Here is an 18,532-nt window from a genome sequence, read left to right on the forward strand (position 1 = left end):
GTTTCATCGCGCGGCATGGCTGCCTGATATGACTGCGTTCGTCGACATCGACTTGCTGCATGCCGTGGATTGTCCGACCCACAGGCGATTGCGCTCGTCGACGACCTGTTGAACCGTCACCTGCGCGCAGCCATGATTGTTGGGGTAGAAGAGCCCCATCTCGTTGAAGAGCGGCATCGCCGCATCATTGACGTACAGAAAGAGCGGCCCCGCCGTCTGCGCCGTGATCTGCGCGACGAGCACCCTGCGATCGGCAGGCGTTTCGTCGCCGGCCACGAGACAGGTCGCTTCCTCCGGCTGCAACGGATCGAAATGACCGCCGGTGACCTTGCACCGCTTCGGCTTCGTATCCTTCGGAGAGGACGCAAGCGTGCGACGGTCGTTCGCGTAGTGGTGAAGCTCTAGCGGCGCCCACGGTTCGAGCACATATTCGTCGTGGCCCTTCACGCCGATGCGCGCGATCGGCTTGAACCAGTCTTCGAACCACCAGCGCTTCAGCCCTGCTGCGAAGAAATGCGCAACGGAATCCGTTCCGAATCCGCCAACATCCGTGCGCTCCGTCCGGTCGAGCCAGTCGCCCTCGGTCATGAGCGTGATCTCATAACGTGCTCCTCGCTCTAGCTCGATGCCCGAATTCCAGCACAGGTCCGACGTATGAAATGGCTGCGTGACTGCGCCGTCGGCCTGGCACACCTTGCCGACCGCGCTCATGCCGTCCAATACCGCCCGATTCAGGACGGCGACGCCGCCCCCCAAAATGACGAGAAGACAGATGCCCGGCAAGACCTTGAACGCCGTGAAGCGGCACATGGCCCGGAACGCGTCGCTCTCGCGAAGCCTGCGCGCGAGACTCAACGCGAAACCGCCCTGCATGGCGCGCTGTAGCGCCGCGGGCGTCGCATCGGGGCGCGTGACCTCGCGCCAGACCCGAGCGAGACGTCTCACGCGCGAGACTCGCCAAAGCACCAGCCAGGACAGCACGGCGGCGGCGCCCGTCAGTTCCCATGTCGTCAACTGCCGCGCGCCCAGGTTCCACCACGCGATGGCCGCCGGAAGCGCGAACACGAGCGCCACGAGCAGCGTCATGTTGCGGCTGCCTTCCTCGGATCGCCGACGCCACTCCAGGTAGTCGCGACAACGGTTTGCGTGCCAGGAAAGATAAGCGCGGTCGTGCACGCGCTTCCTGAGGGTGGTGCCGAACTGAAGCGAGCACAGCCAGGCCACGAGCAGTATCGCGAAAACGCTCGAATGTGCACCGAACGCGTCGGTCCACGAAGAACTCCACGAAGGCAGGACCCCCTTGATCGCCGTCAGCACCGTGTTGAGCAAGTCGCTTTCCAGATGCGCTGCGTCGGACTCGACGATCGCCGCCGGAAACAGCTTTTCGATCCATTCAATCGCGCCGGCAAGCTGGGGAAACAGCACCAGCAGGATCGACAACGACAGTGTGACCAGGTAGGCGATCCGCCGCCAGAATACCGTGTCCCAGGCGAGAGCCATCGCGTCGTTGCTGCGCGTCTGCAGCGCGCCGAGCGCCTCGTCCAGCATCAGATGGCTCGCATGCAGCGCATTGGGGTCCATGCCGTCGAGCGGCGCCGCTGCATTTTTTGGGCGCAACAAGGGCGGCGCCTGCACCTGCGCGTGCTCGGGAGCGGGGACGAGAAAACCGCTCGGGTCCAACACCTGAAAGCTCTGGCGCACCGCGACGGGCGCATACCTATCGCTGCCGAACGCGATGCGCAGCGGCACGCTCCAGTGCATGATCGGCCAGTAAGGTTTCCCGCCTGCAGCAATACAGCCCAACGCAAGTCTCGGCAGGTACGGATAGCCTCCCGCCATCCCTTTGCGTGAGTCGTAGATGCGCGCAAAGGGCGACTGCGCCGCGACGACGAGCGCCACCGCCGATGGCAAGAGACGAATGCCGACGGCGATCGCCTCGCTCATGATCCAGTGGAGCGAAACGAGCGACAAGCGGTCCTCCGGGTAACCTCCGCCGACATTGCAATGCACGCCGGGGAACCATACTTGCGTAATGCGGCCGGGCTTGATCTTCTCGTGCGCAGCGCCCGGTGGCTTTGCGGTTTCATCCCGGTGTTCGACTCCCTCGCCTTCTTCGACTTGCGGCTCGTCCGTTTCATCCCACAGCAGCGGATGAAAGGTCGATCGTTCGTCGTCGAGCGACAGCGCGTGGCACGCCCGCTCCACACGCCGCGACAACTTGAGGTCGCCGAACATCATCGGCCAGATCGTTGCGCTGATCGCGCGCTTCAACGGCAGGATTGGCACGCCGTACGCGGAAACCGTATCCCAGAGTCCGAGGAACCGTATCGGGATCTCGCGTTGTTTCTCGACTTGCGCGTAGGGGACACGCCGGCTCACGAAATCCGTCGCCCGCAAGATGCCATCGCGCAAGCCGCGCAAGACCTTGACGATCGGACTCTTCGACGGAAACCGTTCGGACCGGTAGTGACGATAAGCTCTTCGCGCGTTGCGATCCAGGTCCTCCTCGGACGAGGCAATGACGAGCCCTTCCGCGTCGATCAGGCCGATGAGCACGCGGATTGTAAAGGCACCCCGGCTGAAGCCGAAGCCGCTGATCTGGTCGCCCGCTTCGTAGTTGCGGCAAACGAACTTGTAGATGTCGATGACGTTGCGCTTGAGGCCCCAGCCCAAGGCACCGCCGGCCAGTGCGAGATACTTGTTGGTCGAGGTGCCGACGCCGTCGTCGTAGAACGCGATCTGATCGTTGCCCGTCTGATCGAGCGCTTCGAACATGCGCCATACGTTGGTCTTTTCCGCCTTGGCGGAACTGTTTCCGGTACCGTCCGAAAGCAGCACGATATTCTTTGGCATCGGGGGCTCCCCGGAAACTTGAAGTCAGGCGTCTCAAGCAACATTCGATGTCTTCGGCGCGTCGCTGCGTGCCGTGCGCGCAGACCAGGCCAGTTATCCCCTGCTATTTTCACTATGGGATAACCGGCTTCCGGTCTCCAGCCAAAGATTAGAAGTGCCACGCCGTCCACTCGTACTATTCGCTGTCGCTCAATTCACGGCGACGCGTCGTGGAGCACCCGTCGCTGGTGCCGCGGGACGTTGCTGGTCAGCGGGCTGGAACTGCGTCTGAGGTTGAGCGGACGACACATGCTCCTTTACGCTCAGTTGCGCCGCAGCAAGCCTCTCCGCGGTCACCGTATCGATGACCATGTTCCCGTACCTCTCGAGAAACTTCCCGCACACGGATGACAGTTCCGTCGACGGTCCAGGAAGCGCGCCTGAGTTGGCGCTCGCTGTCGAGTCACGGTCTACGCCGCGCTCGAGCGCGACTGAACAAGCGAGGACGAGCGGACCCGCCTCGCTTCCGCGCAGGAATGCTTGCTGCAATTTGACGATATCCGATGACTGGGCATCACTGAGCGTGCCTCGCGTCGCCTGTCCGGGCGTCGAAGTCCCGGAGGTTTCCGCGTGTACCGCTGCGGCGGCGTCCTTCGCATTGGCAGCCGTATCGTTCGGCTTGGCATCCGTGGATTGCGCCGAGCCGGCCTTGCTGACGGCTGTCACCTGCTTCGCCACTTTCACGGTGGCGAGGACCATGTTCTTGTTCACCGCAGGAGCAAGAGCAAGAGCAGGAGCCGACGCCGGATCCGCCGGTGCTGCGCCTGCATCGGACACTTTGTCGGCAGCTTTGTCGGCCGGGCGGCTGTCGGACGAGGCGGTCGTGCTCGTCTGATCCGGCGCAACGCCGTCCCCGCCGACGAGCTCGACCGCGAGCAACGTCACCATCACATCGCCGAATCGGCTGAGCAGGAACGCATAGCTCATCGGAGAGATCGCGCCGTTGGCATACGCCTCGCATGCGCTGAATAGTCCGTTGCGCAGCAACTGGATCGTTCCGAGCCGCTTGCCGAGTTGAGCGATTGCTTCGCTGCGCGAGCGGGACAACGCCAGCGAACCCTTGATGTCGCCTGCTTCGGACAGCGCCGGCAGCGCGTTGGCTTCGGCCTCGGCGGATGCGCCGAAAGCGGTCGAGAAGGCCTTCGCAACATCAGGGCTGGGTTCGGCGCACACGACGTCAGACGGCCGGATCTTGCCGGACTGCCGGTCGGTCACGACTGTCCGGGAATAGACGAGCCGCGAATCCGCCTTCGTGGCGAGCGTGTCGGCGTTGCCCAGCGTCTGATGAGAAACGCTGGGCATGTCCACGCATGCCCCTAATGTGAGGCTGGCAGCGGCCAGCAAGGTCGCACTGTGCTTGTACATGATGTCTCCGACACGGTCGAGGTCAATTGACGACGCCCTTCGCGCCACGCGGAGAAGCCTTTGCTTCAACCCTGCGTACGCGGACTGTTGCGCCGTGGACGAGCCGCCGCGCGGCTCCCTGGATCGAAGAACGATCGAGCAGAAGCGGTTTGAATTCCAGCCGACCCACGCGAATATTTGCAATCCGCTTTCAAAAATGGCTTCGCTTGCGCGTTTATGACGGGCGTGAGGCTTGTCGCTGCGAAAGACGATGCCGACGCCACGCTCTGCAGGTTCACTCAGATACCGTTCACCGGGAGGACCCATGTCCAATCGTGTACCGATCATTTACGTTCGCGGCTATGCCATGACCGAAGGCGAGCGCAACGAGACTGCCGCCGACCCGTTCTGCGGATTCAACGTAGGTTCGACCGTGTATCGCGCGGTGACGAACAAGGAGGCGAAGGCCGCCAAGTTCGTATTCGAATCGCCTCTCGTACGGTTGGTCACTGAGTTTCAGTATCAACACGTCTACCAGAACGGTGCGGACATCGTCGATCCAGGCTGGGAGCCGCCGGCGGACGCTGAAGGCAAGCCGAGTGTAGGCATACCCAATGCGTCGATCGTGATTTACCGCTACTACGACGATGGCTCCAAGTATTTCGGCGATGGCAAGCCGCGGGAAATCAGCGAATACGCGAAAGGTTTGAGCGAGCTGATTCTCGCTGTGCGGGAATTGGTATGCAAGCGCGAAGGCATAGAAAAGAAAAATTTCAAATGCTATCTCGTCGCTCATTCGATGGGCGGACTCGTGGCTCGCGCGTTCCTTCAAAACAAGGAGCTTGGCGATGAAGAGGCACGCAAATCGGTCAGCAAGTTCTTCACCTTCGCGACGCCGCATAACGGCATCGAAATGCTGGACGTGAACGTGCCTCGCTGGCTGACGAAGAACGAAATCGACACGTTCAACCGAACCGAGATGGCCTCGTTTCTGGACATGGCCTCTATAAAAAACCAGTACGATCGAGTCGATCTCGTTCCGAACGACGCCTTGCCGATAGACCGCATCTTCTGCATGGTCGGAACGAATCGCAGTGACTACGAGGCGGGACAAGGGCTTGCTCGCGCGTTTGTCGGCCACGGGAGCGACGGTCTCGTGAAGATCGCCAACGCATCGGTTTGCGGGTATGACAACGGCCAGATCACCACGCCTGCGGCGACGGCATATGCGTTCCGCTCGCACTCGGGCGCTTTTGGGATCGTGAATTCCGAGGAGGCTTATCAGAATCTGGTGCGGTTTCTCTTCGGTGACGTTCGCGTCGATATCTGGCTGGATGTGGACAACGTCTCCTTGCCTGCAGAACTCGAAAACAGAGCGAAGGTCGAGGCGCTCTACCAGGTCGAATTGAGGGCAGCGCCGCGTGGGAAGCGCTGGTTCCTGACCCGTCGTACCGCGATCGAGGATTCGCCTGCCTGCCGTACCCACGAGGAACTCATCAGGGGCGGCCCGGATCGACGCAAGATCTATCTTTCATCCGTATTTCTGTCCAAGCGCGCCAGCGTCGACCGGGAAAATCAGACCCTCGCATACGCCATGATGCTCGCGGTAAAGGTTCCGGACTACGAGATCGACCGCGTCTTCTGGCCGAACGGGCATTTCGAAGGCGCGGACCTTTATCGCGATACCGCGTTCCTCGAAGTCACACCGCCTAAGGCGCCAGCGACCGGCTGGGAGGTGAAGTACTGGTGGGCGAGTGCGCCAGACAAGCCACTGACGAAGACAATGCAATTCACGAGCGCATCGGCAACGGATGAGTTGGCCATGAAGTTCGCGAACAATAATCGGCCGGGCATCAGTGGACAGTTGAGGCTTGTCGTGAGTCCTTGGGCGTGAGGTCAGTCCGTGTCGCGCGTTTCGGTATCGACTGCGGTGCTACGAGCCGCCATCCCTCGAACTAAGGCCGAAACGCGCTCTTCCCCGTCCCCTGCGCCACCTGTTCGACCGGCAGAATCCCACGCGCCACCGCCTTCACCAAGGCCTCGTGATCGGCTTCGGTCTGATCGGCGTATGCATGGGCGAAGCGGCACAGCGACTTGTCGAGCTTGTCCGACGATCCCGCGTAGCCCGCGATCATCGATGCACCGCTCGTGCGCGCATGCCCCTTCGCGAGCAAGTGGCCAACGATGCCGGCGTAATCGGTCAGTGCCGTTGCGTCCAGCGCGTCGAGCGGAATCGTGCCCTTCATGTTGCGAAACTGCCGGACGTAGTACTGCAATCCGTCGATGGTCGTCCACCCGAGCAACGGATCGCTGACTGTCTGCAACGCCTGCTGATACTCGACGACACGCTGCCCCTGATGAGCGTGCCACGCCGAGTCGCCGTGAACGAAGCGCGCGAGCACGGAGCGCCGCGCCTGCTTCAACTGGAGAAAGACGACATCGTCCGGGCTGCTGCCTTCGAGTAGCGCGACGTAGGCACGCAAGCCGACGCTGCCCACGCCGACCACCTTATGGGCGATATCGACCAGCGTGTAGCCGCCGAGCGCGCGGCGCCAATGCGGCGCCAGCGTGGCGAGATACTCGTCGAGCGCCACGGCGATGCGTTCCGCCTCCGCTTCCCGCACGCGCGTGATCAATGGCGGTTCGTCCACGATGCAACGCCGGCCGTCACGCTCGGTCGTGAAGCGCGGCAACGCACGATCGCTCGTCCGCGACCGCGCGCGTTTCGCCGCGCGGGCGATCTCGCCGCGCAACGCGGTGTCGGTCGCGGTCTCGTGAAGCCGGTCGACGTCGATCCGCTGATACGAGCGCGACAGCAGCGGCTCGTTCGCAAGAAAACGTACTTCCGCGCGATACGCGGCAACGCACGATGCGACCGAGTCGTGGCACTGGGCTTCGGTCGCACCCGTGTGCCGGCCCGCCACCCAGATGCTGGCGACGAGCCGCCGCAGGTCCCACTCCCACGCGCCCGGATGGGACTCGTCGAAGTCGTTCAGGTCGATCACGAGGTCGCGTTCGGGCGACGCGTAGAAGCCGAAATTGCCCAGGTGGGCGTCGCCGCAGATCACCGGGGTGATGCCGGTCGCGGGCAAGGCGGCGACGTCCTCGGCCATGACGATCGCCGTGCCGCGCAGGAACCCGTAAGGGGACGCGACCATGCGGCCCACTCGCACCGGAATCAGCCAGTCGAGCCTGCCCTCGTGCGAATGACGGATGAGCTTGACCGGGTCCGGCCGGTTCGCCGGCGCTTTCCAGTCGCCGAGCGCACTGCGGGGAACGCGATCGCGCAGGCTCCGGCCAAGTTCGAAACGCTCGGCGCGCGACATCGGCCGGCGGCGTAGCGTTCGGTAACTGTCGCTGTCGGCGTCGGCGAGGACGACGTGGCCCGTGGGTGCGAGGGGTGCCGTTGTGCTCTGCGCCAGCGGCAAGCTGGTGGGTGCTTTGTTCATTTCCGCTCGCTTTGTCGGGGCCGCCTGAGGCGTATCGATGGAATACGATCACGCCGGCCAAGGCAATCATTCTGCCACCGGTTGCACCATCCGGCGGTCCGAGCTTGAAATGAGCCCGCCTAGAACTTCTCCTTGCCATAGAGCGCTTTCGCGTTGGCCTGGTCGATGCGCTGGGTCGGCACGATGACGCTGCGCGGTACTTCGGTCGCGCAGTCGATCAGGATTTTCTTCGCGAGTTCGAGCGCCTGAGCCGCGCCCGTCGGATAGGTGAACGTCGCGGCCCACTGACCGTCCGCGACCGCGCGAATACCGCCGGACGGCCCCGGCAGCCCGTCCGTGCCGATGATCTTCACCTGTCCCAGTTTGCCCGCCTGCTTGGCCGCTATGTACGCGCCCGCCGCGGCGAGATCGTTACTCGTATAGACGAGCTTGATGTCCGGATGCGCCTGCAGCATCGCGGAGAATACCGTGACGGCCTGGTCCTCCATCCAGTTGACCGGCTGCACCGCGACGAGCTTGATCTTCGGATTGCTGGCGATGCCCGCCTTGAACCCTTCGAGCCGTTCGATAGCCGGGGACGAACTCGGCAGCCCTTCGAGCACCGCGGCCTCGCCCCCGTCCGGAAGCAGCGTCTTCGCGGCCCATTCGCCCGCTTCCTTCGCGATAGCCCGGTTGTCGCCGCCGACGAAGGCCGTGTAGTTTTCGCCGGTCGTCTTGCGGTCGAGTTCGATCACCGGGACGCCCGCCTTGTAGACCGCCGACACGGCCGGCGTGAGCGGCGCCGCCTCGAACGGCGAGATCATCAAGAGGTCGACGCGCTGCGTCATGAAGTTCTCGACCTGTGAGACCTGCGTGTTCACGCTCGCCTGACCATCGGCGATGACGAGCTTGAACTTCGGATAGTTCTTCACGAGGCGTTCGAGCTCGTGATTGACGTGCTCGCGGTACGGTTCCTTGAAGTTCGCCTGGCTGAAGCCGATCACATAGTCGTTGTTCGGCCCGCACTCTTTCGCGAGCGGCTTGCCGCCCGCCGCCCACGCACCGGACGCGAGCGCGACGCCCGCGACGAGCACGGTCGCTTTTGGAAGGTTTTTCATGTGTCTGTCTCCTTTTCGTTTTTGCATGCGCCGCGCTAAAAGTCGCGCGAGGGTTCACCGCTTCGCGCCGCCGCGTCCGACGACGTAGGTCTGCAAGGCCGCGGCGATCACGATGATCGCGCCGGTCGCGAGCAACTGCATCGCGGCGCTGACGTCGTTCAGTTGCAGGATGTTGGCGAGCGCGCCGAGCATGACCGCGCCCGCAATCGTGCCCACCATCGAACCCGCGCCGCCGAACAGGTCCGTGCCGCCAATCACGACCGCGGCGATCGCGTTTAGCTCGTAGCCGGTGCCGTCGTTGGGGCTGCCGAACGAGAACTGCCCCGCGTGGACGATGCCCGCGATCGCGGAAGCGAAGCCCGTCAGCGCATAGACCGAGATCTTGATCGCGTTGACCGGGATGCCGGACAGGCGCGCCGCCTTCTCGTTTCCGCCGACGGCGACGACGTAGCGTCCATAACGCGTGTTGTTGAGCAGAAACGCAGCCGCAACCGCGAGCACGACGAAGACAAGCGTCGCAACCGGAAAGACGCCGCCGATCCGCTCGCCGAGCATGCCGAACGCGGGCGGCGCGCTGCCGGGCCCGGTGCCGTAGTTGATGTTGATGAACGCGTTGTTCGATGCGATCAGCGACAGCCCGCGCGCGGCCTGAAGCCCCGCCAGCGTGACGATGAAGGCCTGAATGCGCAGACGTGCCGAGATCAAACCCTGGATCGCGCCGAAGATCACGCCGGTCGCGATGACGAGCGACAACGTGCTCCAGAGCCCCCACCCTTCGTTGACCAGCAGCGTCGCGGTCAGCACGGAACAGAGGCCGAGCACGGCGCCGACCGACAGATCGATACCGGCCGCGATGATGACGAAGGTCATGCCGAGCGCGAGGATGCCGGTCTCGGAGATCGAGCGGATGATGTTGGCGACGTTGTCGGCGCCGAGAAAGAGGATATGTCCGTGCCGGCGCGGCGAAAAGACGATGCCCGCCACGACCACGAGAATGAGCCCGAGCAGGCTCTGAAAACGCACCAGCCAGGCGAGCAGGCTGGGACGCGGACGCTCGGCGGTCTTGGCGGTGGATGTCGGTGTTGTGTTCATGCGGCGATCCCCTCGCCTTCGCTGATGCGCCGCACGGCTTCCTCGCTCGGATTCGGGCCGAAGTCATGGATCGTGCATCCCGCGTGCATCACGACGATCCGGTCGCACAGGCCGATCAACTCGGGCAGTTCGGATGACGCGACGAGCACGCCCAGGCCATCGTTCGCGAGGCCGCGCAGGCGCCGGTAGATTTCCGCCTTGGCGCCGACGTCCACGCCGCGCGTCGGTTCGTCGAGTAGCAGGAGGCCAGGGGCGTTCATGAGTTCCTTTGCGAAGACGACCTTCTGCTGGTTGCCGCCCGACAGGTTCACCACCTTGGCGCCGGGAAGCCGCGGACGCACGTCGTAGTCGTCCAGTGCGCGCGCGACGTGCCGCTTTTCGAGTGCGCGCGACACGAGGCCGAACGGCGTGACGCGCTTCAACGTCGACATGAGGACGTTCTGTCCGACCGTGTGATTGAGAATGAGGCCGGTGCCGCGCCGGTCGTCGGTGACGTAGGCGATTCCCGCGCGCCGCGCCGCCGGGATGTCGCCCAGGACCGTCGGCGCGCCGCGCACTTCGACCAAGCCGCGCCAGCGTCCGCTCGTGCCGAAGCCGTACAACGTCGAGAGCAGTTCCGTGCGGCCGACGCCCATCAGTCCGGCAAGCCCGACGATCTCGCCTTCGTGCACCGTCAGCGACACGTCGCGCGGCGCTTGCCAGCCGGTGCGCACGATGTCCGGATCGAAGGCGGCGTGTTCGAGCCGCAGGATCGGCGCGCCGATCTTCTCGGCGCGAGATGGAAAAAGGTCGGAAAACGGACGCCCGACGAGCAGTTGCACGAGCGTGGCCTGCGGTGCATCCGGAGCCGTGGTGCCGACGACGGCGCCGTCGCGCATCACGGTTACGCGATGCGCGATGCGCGTGACTTCTTCGAGCCGGTGAGAGATGTAGACGATCCCCACGCCGCGTCCGGAAAGCTCCTTCACGACGGTGAAAAGATGATCCGCCTCGACGGCCGAGAGCGCGGCGGTCGGTTCATCCATGATCAGGATGCGCGCCTTGGCCGACAGCGCCTTGGCGATCGCGACGAGCTGTCGCTCGCCCATGCGCAGGCTTGCGACCGAGAGACTCGCATCGAGCGATACGCCCGCGCGGGCCAAGAGGTCCTGCGCGCGGCGCCGCATTTCGGTGGCGGCCAGCACGCCGTTCCTGGTGATCTCGTTGCCGAGAAAAAGATTGCCCGCGATGTCGAGGCCCGGCACGAGGTCGAGCTCCTGCGGGATCATCACGATGCCTGCGGCGTGGGCTTCGCGCGGGCTTGCGAAACTCACGGGATGGCCGTCGAGCGTGATGGATCCGGCGTCCGGCAGGACCGCGCCCGACAACACGCCCATCAGCGTCGATTTACCCGCGCCGTTTTCTCCGAGCAGGACGTGCACCTCGCCCGCCGCTAGATCGAAGTCGACGCCTCTCAGCGCGTGTACGCCGCCGAAACGCTTCTGAATGCCGCGCAAGTTCAGGAGCGGCGCCGTCATCGGGCAACGGACGAAGCCCGCCTTATGTCCGCAACCATGTCTCCTCCTTGAGCGATGAAGTTTCGTCTTCTCCTCTCCGCCGCGACTAGAGCTTAGGCACAGGCAAGCGCTTGCGCAAGCGCTCACCTCGGGTCTCATATGCTGACACTGCCTTCGTCCGCGCCAAAAACCTGCTTTTTCTTACGATTTCATTTCAGTGCGAGTGACGAGGATTGCCGCGCTCCGCGATCACTTTGAGGTAGAGCGTCGCGGGTTCGAGACATCCGCCCGTGGAAAGCTGGCCCACCGTCTGCCGATACAGCTCCTGCCACGGCGTCTGCGAACGCGGAATATCGAACGTGACGGTCTTGCGGCGCCTCTCGAGCTCTTCGTCTTCGACCACCACGTTCACGCTGCGCGCGTTCAGGTCGACGCGAATGCGGTCGTTCGTGCGCAGCAGCGACAGCCCGCCGCCGACCGCCGCCTCGGGCGACATGTTGAGGATCGACGGACTCGCGGACGTGCCGCTCTGCCGGCCATCGCCGAGTGTCGGCAAAGACGTGATGCCTTGCTTCACGAGCGACGCCGGCGGCGCCATGTTGACCACCTCCGCGCTGCCCGGATAGCCCACCGTACCCGCGCCGCGAATCACGAGAATGCAGTGCAGGTCGATCTCGAGCGCAGGGTCGTTGATGCGCGCGTGGTAATCCTCGGGGCCGTCGAAGACTATCGCGCGCGCCTCGAACGTGTTCTCCGCGCCCGGCTCGCTCAGATAGGTCTGGCGGAACGCATCGCCCACGACCGACATCTTCATGATGGCGCTGTCGAAGAAATTGCCCGACAGCACGATGAAGCCCGCGCCGTGCTTGAGCGGCTCGTCGGCCGTCTTGATGACTTCGCGGTCCGGCGCGGGCGCCGCGGCCGCGATCTCGCCGATGGTGCTGCCCGACACGGTCTTGCATTCGCGATGCACGAGCCCCGCCTGCACGAGCTCGCGCAACACGGCGGGCACGCCGCCCGCGCGATGAAAGCTCTCGCCGAGATACTCGCCCGCTGGCATGCAGTTCACGATCAGCGGCACCTGCTCACCCACGCGCTGCCAGTCGTCAAGACTCAGTTCGACGCCGATGTGCCGCGCGATAGCGATCAAATGCGGCGGGCAGTTGGTCGACGCGCCCAGCGCGGACGCCACGACGATCGCGTTCTCGAACGCCTCCTTCGTCAGGATGTGCGAGGGACGCACGTCCTCGCGCACGAGATCGACGATCCGCTTGCCCGTGATGTACGCCATCTGGCCGCGTTCGCGATAGGCGGCCGGAATGCTCGCGCAGCCCGGCAGCGACATGCCGAGCGCTTCGGCGAGGCTGTTCATCGAAAGCGCGGTGCCCATCGTGTTGCAATGGCCGATCGACGGCGACGAGGCGGTCGTCAACTCCATGAAGCCTTCGTAGTCGATCTCGCCCGTCGCCAGCAGATTGCGCGCGTGCCAGATGACCGTGCCGGAGCCAACCCGCTTGCCCTGGTGCCAGCCGTCGAGCATCGGGCCGCCGGACAGGACGATCGCCGGAAGATCAACGGTGGCCGCCGCCATCAGGCAGGCGGGCGTGGTCTTGTCGCAGCCGGTGGTGAGCACGACGCCATCGAGCGGAAAGCCATGCAGGATTTCAACGAGGCCCAGATAGGCGAGATTGCGATCGAGCGCGGCGGTAGGCCGGCGGCTCTGCTCGGCGAGCGGATGAACCGGAAACTCCATCGGAATGCCGCCTGCGTCGCGGATGCCGGCCTTAGTGCGCGCGGCGAGTTCAATGTGATGCCGGTTGCAGGGCGCGAGGTCGCTGCCCGTCTGCGCAATGCCGATGATGGGACGGCCCGACTGCAGCTCTTCGCGCGTCAGGCCGTAGTTCATGAAGCGCTCGACGTAGAGCGCGGTCATGTCGGCGTGTGAGGGATCGTCGAACCATTCCTGGCTGCGCAGGCGCCGTACGTGGGGTTGGGACATGGGCTGTTCTCCAGTGTTTGTATTTGTGCTCGGGCAGGTCGCTGAACTTACGCCTCCTCGCGGCATCGCGCAATCATAGGTCGGAGGGCAAAAAGGCGGTGGAACTACCAATTGACGGTGATGCCTCCAAATTGAGAGCATTACCCCCATGAAATCCACCATCGACCAAACTCAGCCTCCGAGCCTGCGCGACCGCAACAAGGCGAGGACGCGCGAAAGCCTTCTCGACGCCGTCGCGCGCTGTATCGAACACGACGGCCTCGCGAACCTGAGCTTCGGCCAGATCGCGCGCGAAGCCGGTGTCGGCGAAAGCACGGCGTTTCGCTATTTTCCGAGCAAGGAAGCGCTGCTGGAAGCCTTCTGGGAATGGGCGCCGCACTCGATCAACCGTGACCAGTTTCCGGGCACCTTCGATGAACTGGCAGAGCGCCTCGGCCCCGACTTCGCGAACTTCGATGCGCGCGAGCCGCTGATTCGCGGGATGCTCGCATCGCCGCTCGGCCGGCAGGCGCGTCGCCGTGCGAATGCGCCGCGTCAGAAGGCATTCGAAGAACTGGTCGATCGCGAGATCGGGCCCATGCCCGACGCCGAACGGAAGCGCTTGTGCGCGGCGCTGCAACTGCTCTATTCGGCGAGCGCGTGGGCGGCGTTCAAGGACTACTGGGACATGGATGGCCGGGAGGCGGCAACGGCCTCGTTAGAAGCGATCGGCGCGCTGCTCGATGATGCACGGCGCCGCATGCGTCAGAAGAAGAAGTCAACTGGCAAAGCCTGATACGGAAACGCTCACCTTAGGCACATCACTCGACGGAGGTCGCTCATGCTCTTTCATGCTTCAATCCCGGCTCGGGATCCGCAGAACGTCGCACGCGTCATCGCTGAACTGTGGGGCGGGTTTCATGCGCCGTTCCCGTCGTTTCCCGACTCGTGGATGGCGATCGCGGAAGACGATCGCGGCACGATCATCGAGACATATCCGAGTGATCGCGTGATTTGCCCCGGCAGCGACGGGAGTTCGTTCGTTCCTGGCACGAGCGCGGGCGCGCAGTACAGCGCGTTCCATATCGCTGTAGCGAGCAGGCTCACGCCCGACGAGGTGTATGCGATCGGCGAGCGCGAAGGCTGGCGTGCAGTCCGATGCACGCGCGGGCAGAACTTCTTCGACGTGATGGAATTGTGGATCGAAGGGACGACGATGATCGAAGTTCTGACCGACGAGATGCAGAAGCAGTATCTCGCCTTCGCGACGCCTGCGAACTTCCGCGCCTTTGCAACTGCGGCGGCAGCGCAAGCGTGAGGTTGCGCGGCGGCAGGCTTAAGCGCACTGCTGCCGCTTAGTTCGCTTGAAGATCTTGCTTCCCCGCGCAACACCATTCGCTTCGACCCGTTCACTAGCGAAGTCATCAGTGTCACTGGCCGCCGGCCGCCGGATATACGTTGGCGGTCACCCGGCGCTTTAACATTTAATTGCCGCGCTCATAAAACCAAAAGAATGCTCGTTCGGTTTAAATTACCGCGCGAATTATTTACCGTTGTTCTTTGCCCACCGGTCAAATAAATAGTTCATACGTATTGATACGCTTAAAAATCCTCTCTACTATCTCAATATTCGCTGTAACCCACTGTTTTAACGGTGGTTTTCAGAAGACAACAACTAACGCGATAGTTTGATCTAAACGGCAAAAGATACCGGCAATAATTACGGTCGCGTTCGGGGTTTTAAAGCTGAGACTTATGAATCATCTCGACACGCTGGAATCCATCCGTGAAATCAACCTGTCGTACATCATGCTCGCACAACGCATGCTGCGCGAAGACAAAGCCATCGGCATGTTCCGCCTTGGGCTTTCAGCCGAACTCGCGGGACTGCTCGCCGGCTTGACGCTTCCGCAAATCGTGAAGCTCGCGTCGTCCGACCAGTTGCTGTGCTTCTTCCGCTTCAACGATTACACGATGCTTTCGGCATTGACGCAGCCCGCGAAGCACGCGGACATTGCGTCGACGCACGCGGCAATCCTGCTGGCTGGCCAGCCAGCCGCACAGTTCGCTTGAGACGACGAGTCATGACCACGTTGCTGAAAAAAAGCCTGACCGAAGACGCCCAGGAAGTGTTCCGCGCAATCGCCCTGATCAAGCTCGGCGCTCGGATGCAGGTCCTGGAGAGCGAGCTGACGCTGTCGCGTGATCGCATGATCCGTCTTTATCGCGAAGTGAAGGGTGTATCGCCGCCGAAGGGGATGCTGCCCTTCTCCGCCGACTGGTACATGACGTGGCTCGCGAACATCCACGCGTCGCTGTTCTACAACACGTATGTATTTCTGAAGCACGAAGCCGGCTGCTCGCACCTCGATGCGTTGACCAAGGGGTATCAGCTGTATTTAGAACATTGCGACCATAGCGGTGTCGAAGCGGTACTCGATTTGACGCGAGCCTGGACGCTGGTGCGCTTTTTCGACGCCGGCATGTTGCAGATGACGCGCTGCTGCCGCTGCACCGGGAAGTTCATCGCGCACAAACATGATTTGCAGAACAACGTGGTGTGCGGGGCCTGCCAGCCGCCGTCGCGCGCGGGGAAGACCAAGAAAGCGGCGGCGCTCGCGGCCGCACTGGCCGTCGATTCGCAAGCAGATGTGGAGAGCAGCGATTTCAATTCGCACGCAGCCTAGGCGGTATCTGTCATGCAGATGCCTTGGCAGCGGGTCCGGGCGGCGCCGCTTCCCCAATCGCAATATTTCCGCCTGAGCCAACTCGAGCCGATGCGTCGCGCCCGTTGAGCGATTTCGCCAAGCGCTCGAACGCATGATTCGCGATGGCGTGAGCATCACGCTTCTTCAACGTGGCGTATGCGATTCTCTTCATGCCGCTCGCGCTCGTGAGCGTGCGCGCCGCGCTTACGCAGGCGCAGCCACGCCTCGAGGAAACCGCGCGCTCGCTCGGCCTCGGCTGGAGCGAGACCGCGCGACGCATCGTCCTGCCGCTTGCTGGCCCCGGTTTCGGCGCTGCTGCGACGATGGTCTTCATCGCCGTCGTCACCGAACTCAATTCGACCCTGCTGCTCTCGCCGATCGGCACGCGCACGCTCGCAACGCAAGTGTGGAGCGATACGTCCACTCTCGCCTTCGCCGCCGCCGCGCCGTATGCGGCGCTGCTCGTCGGCATCTCGCTCGGGGCATCGGCGGCGCTGTTCGCATTGCTCGGAAAATCCGCCGTGCTCGGACGGAGCGCATCGACGTGAGCGATCTTCGCATGAGCGGTCTCACGAAATCGTTCGATGGACATGCGGTATTGCACGGCATCGATCTGTCTGTTGCGGCCGGGACATTGCTTGCGCTGCTCGGACCATCGGGCAGCGGCAAGACGACGCTTCTGCGCGTGCTCTGCGGCTTCGAACGCGCCGATGGCGGCACGGTCGAGATCGATGGACGGCTCGTCGCGGGCGATGGCGTGCACGTGCCGTCGGAGGCACGGCGAATCGGCTACGTGCCGCAGGAGGGCGCGGTGTTTCCGCACTTGTCGGTGGCGCAGAACATCGTGTTCGGTTTGCCGCGTGCCCAGCGTCGCGCGCGGCATCGCGTGGATGAACTGCTGGAACTCGTCGGCTTGCCTGGTTCCTACGGTGAGCGTCCGCCGCAGGCGCTCTCCGGCGGCCAGCAGCAACGCGTGGCACTCGCCCGGGCGCTTGCGCCTGCTCCTTCGCTCGTGATGCTCGACGAGCCTTTTTCGTCGCTCGATACCGCGTTGCGCATCGAGACGCGCGAAGCCGTGACGAACGCGCTGGCGGCGGGCGCCACGGCGGTGCTCGTCACGCATGACCAGTCGGAGGCGCTTTCGCTCGGTCACGCCGTGGCCGTGCTATCGAATGGCAGACTCGTGCAGACGGATACGCCCGAAGCGCTCTACCGCCGGCCTGCCACGCCCGAACTCGCGACATTCATCGGCGATGCCGTGCTGCTGCCAGGCGTGGTGCATGGTGATCGGGTGGAATGCGAGATGGGGCGGCTGATGCTCGGCCGAGCCGCGAACGCCGGCCTCGTCGACGTCATGATCCGGCCGTTGCAGATCCGCTTTTGCAGCGACACCGACACCGATCAAGGACACGAGGCGACCGTCGAAAGCCTCACGTTCTATGGGCACGATGCGACCGTCGGCCTGCGTCTCGTGAACAGCGCCAGCGTCGTGTCGGCGCGGGTGGCGGGACATTTGAGTCCGAGGATCGGTGAGCGGGTGAGAGTGCGGGTCGAGGGCGAGGTCATTGCGTACTCACGCGCGCAGGAGTGACCCGGCGCATCAGCTATCGAGCGAATCCTTGTGCGCTGCGCGTCGGTGCAAGCGGTTGCGCAGACGCCCCGCCAGAAAAGCGCCGATGACCGCCGACAGATAGACAGTCACGAGGTTGTTACGCCACGCATCCAAAGTGGCACGGTGCTCCACGAGCGTCGGATCGGATGTCAGATGAAGCGCATTCGTTGCCACAACGGCGCTCGACATCCGCGCAAAGCCGATTGCGGAAAGTAGCGGAAGAACGATGAGCACGGCGACCAGCACGGGCTTCGCGCGGCGCACGAAATCATAGTGGCGAAAACGGAGCCACAAACCGAGGCAACCGTGCACCCAGCCGGGGGCGAGCAACGCAAGCTGCAAGCCTTGCGTGCCGCTGTTGATGAGCGACACGACGATCTTTTCATAGTCCGGTTCGAACGAATACAGCGACGCGGCGAGGCGTGTGCCCACTGCATGGCGGATGAGAAGCAGAGGAAGACTGAGGCCAGCCCACAGGCGAATCCATTCGGTCGCCGGAAGCGTCCAGTGGCGGCGCTCGTAGATCGTGCGCAGCGCCATCACGAAATGCACGCCCGCCGCGCCGTACAGCAGGATCGTGCCGGGCGTGCCGTACCACAGTCGAACGGCAAGCGTCAGCCCGTGCTCGGCAAGATCCAGCGACCAGATGCCTAGCGCGTGATTGATCAGATGAAGGGAAAGATAGGTCAGCAGGACCACGCCCGACGCAAGCTGCAGGTTACGCAGGATTGTATGCACTTCGGTTCCCCTTCGTCTGACTGAAGTACCGGCGACGGTGCGATTTTATTCCCAGTCCCCTCAGGCTGAATTATCACCTCGTTTCTTATCAATCCGTCGGCACCGGGCGCTACAGCAGTGCTGCTG

At 63.6% G+C, this 18,532-nt stretch carries 14 protein-coding genes and 1 pseudogene; 7 read left to right on the plus strand and 8 right to left on the minus strand.

The window, feature by feature from the left end; translation table 11 throughout:
• Positions 1-3 precede the first annotated feature (3 nt).
• Together AWB67_RS06615 and AWB67_RS06620 are read right to left on the minus strand one after the other, a co-directional pair.
• Positions 4-2,853 (minus strand): T6SS phospholipase effector Tle1-like catalytic domain-containing protein, encoded by a 2,850-nt coding sequence (locus tag AWB67_RS06615; protein ID WP_087655442.1) that lies wholly within the window; start codon positions 2,851-2,853, stop codon positions 4-6.
• Between the two features lie 189 nt (positions 2,854-3,042).
• Entirely contained in the window at positions 3,043-4,257 is a 1,215-nt protein-coding gene (locus tag AWB67_RS06620; protein WP_087655443.1) for a hypothetical protein, read from the minus strand.
• Positions 4,258-4,489: 232 nt separating this feature from the next.
• Here AWB67_RS06620 and AWB67_RS06625 point away from each other — a divergent pair, with 232 nt between their 5' ends.
• Positions 4,490-6,130, plus strand: a complete 1,641-nt coding sequence (locus AWB67_RS06625) for a PGAP1-like alpha/beta domain-containing protein (RefSeq protein ID WP_327365420.1) — start codon at positions 4,490-4,492, stop codon at positions 6,128-6,130.
• Positions 6,131-6,191: 61 nt separating this feature from the next.
• Here AWB67_RS06625 and AWB67_RS06630 read toward each other — a convergent pair whose 3' ends face one another.
• The 5 genes from AWB67_RS06630 to AWB67_RS06650 form a co-directional block, all read right to left on the minus strand.
• Complete coding sequence (locus tag AWB67_RS06630) at positions 6,192-7,685, minus strand: DUF2252 domain-containing protein (protein WP_087655445.1); 1,494 nt, start codon at positions 7,683-7,685, stop codon at positions 6,192-6,194.
• 119 nt (positions 7,686-7,804) lie between these two features.
• Entirely contained in the window at positions 7,805-8,782 is a 978-nt protein-coding gene (locus tag AWB67_RS06635; protein ID WP_200822182.1) for a substrate-binding domain-containing protein, read from the minus strand.
• A gap of 54 nt (positions 8,783-8,836) precedes the next feature.
• Positions 8,837-9,874 (minus strand): ABC transporter permease, encoded by a 1,038-nt coding sequence (locus AWB67_RS06640; RefSeq protein WP_087655447.1) that lies wholly within the window; start codon positions 9,872-9,874, stop codon positions 8,837-8,839.
• Positions 9,871-11,391, minus strand: coding sequence for a sugar ABC transporter ATP-binding protein (locus tag AWB67_RS06645; RefSeq protein ID WP_087655448.1), 1,521 nt, complete (start codon positions 11,389-11,391; stop codon positions 9,871-9,873). Before AWB67_RS06645 ends, AWB67_RS06640 begins: the two co-directional genes overlap by 4 nt.
• A gap of 193 nt (positions 11,392-11,584) precedes the next feature.
• The gene (locus AWB67_RS06650) at positions 11,585-13,369 is read right to left on the minus strand and encodes an IlvD/Edd family dehydratase (RefSeq protein ID WP_087655449.1); all 1,785 of its coding nucleotides are present in this window, start codon (positions 13,367-13,369) and stop codon (positions 11,585-11,587) included.
• A gap of 148 nt (positions 13,370-13,517) precedes the next feature.
• Here AWB67_RS06650 and AWB67_RS06655 point away from each other — a divergent pair, with 148 nt between their 5' ends.
• From AWB67_RS06655 to AWB67_RS06680, 6 genes and pseudogenes are all read left to right on the plus strand, one after another.
• Positions 13,518-14,144, plus strand: a complete 627-nt coding sequence (locus AWB67_RS06655) for a TetR/AcrR family transcriptional regulator (RefSeq protein WP_087655450.1) — start codon at positions 13,518-13,520, stop codon at positions 14,142-14,144.
• Between the two features lie 45 nt (positions 14,145-14,189).
• Positions 14,190-14,666 (plus strand): hypothetical protein, encoded by a 477-nt coding sequence (locus tag AWB67_RS06660; RefSeq protein ID WP_087655451.1) that lies wholly within the window; start codon positions 14,190-14,192, stop codon positions 14,664-14,666.
• Between the two features lie 437 nt (positions 14,667-15,103).
• A complete protein-coding gene (gene flhD, locus AWB67_RS06665) occupies positions 15,104-15,421 on the plus strand; it encodes a flagellar transcriptional regulator FlhD (protein ID WP_087655452.1) in 318 nt (105 codons plus the stop codon).
• Positions 15,422-15,441: 20 nt separating this feature from the next.
• Entirely contained in the window at positions 15,442-16,035 is a 594-nt protein-coding gene (gene flhC, locus AWB67_RS06670) for a flagellar transcriptional regulator FlhC (protein ID WP_235025065.1), read from the plus strand.
• Positions 16,036-16,205: 170 nt separating this feature from the next.
• Positions 16,206-16,604 (plus strand): annotated as a pseudogene (locus tag AWB67_RS06675) (ABC transporter permease subunit); the annotation flags it as partial.
• Positions 16,601-17,647: an ABC transporter ATP-binding protein gene (locus tag AWB67_RS06680; protein WP_087655453.1), complete on the plus strand. Its 1,047-nt coding sequence runs from the start codon at positions 16,601-16,603 to the stop codon at positions 17,645-17,647. The pseudogene AWB67_RS06675 and the gene AWB67_RS06680, both read left to right, overlap by 4 nt.
• Before the next feature lie 9 nt (positions 17,648-17,656).
• On the opposite strand, the gene AWB67_RS06685 is transcribed toward AWB67_RS06680, so the two are convergent.
• Positions 17,657-18,406 (minus strand): hypothetical protein, encoded by a 750-nt coding sequence (locus AWB67_RS06685; RefSeq protein ID WP_087655454.1) that lies wholly within the window; start codon positions 18,404-18,406, stop codon positions 17,657-17,659.
• Positions 18,407-18,532: the final 126 nt, after the last annotated feature.

Source organism: Caballeronia terrestris, assembly GCF_001544515.1.
Taxonomy (GTDB): Bacteria; Pseudomonadota; Gammaproteobacteria; order Burkholderiales; family Burkholderiaceae; genus Caballeronia; species Caballeronia terrestris.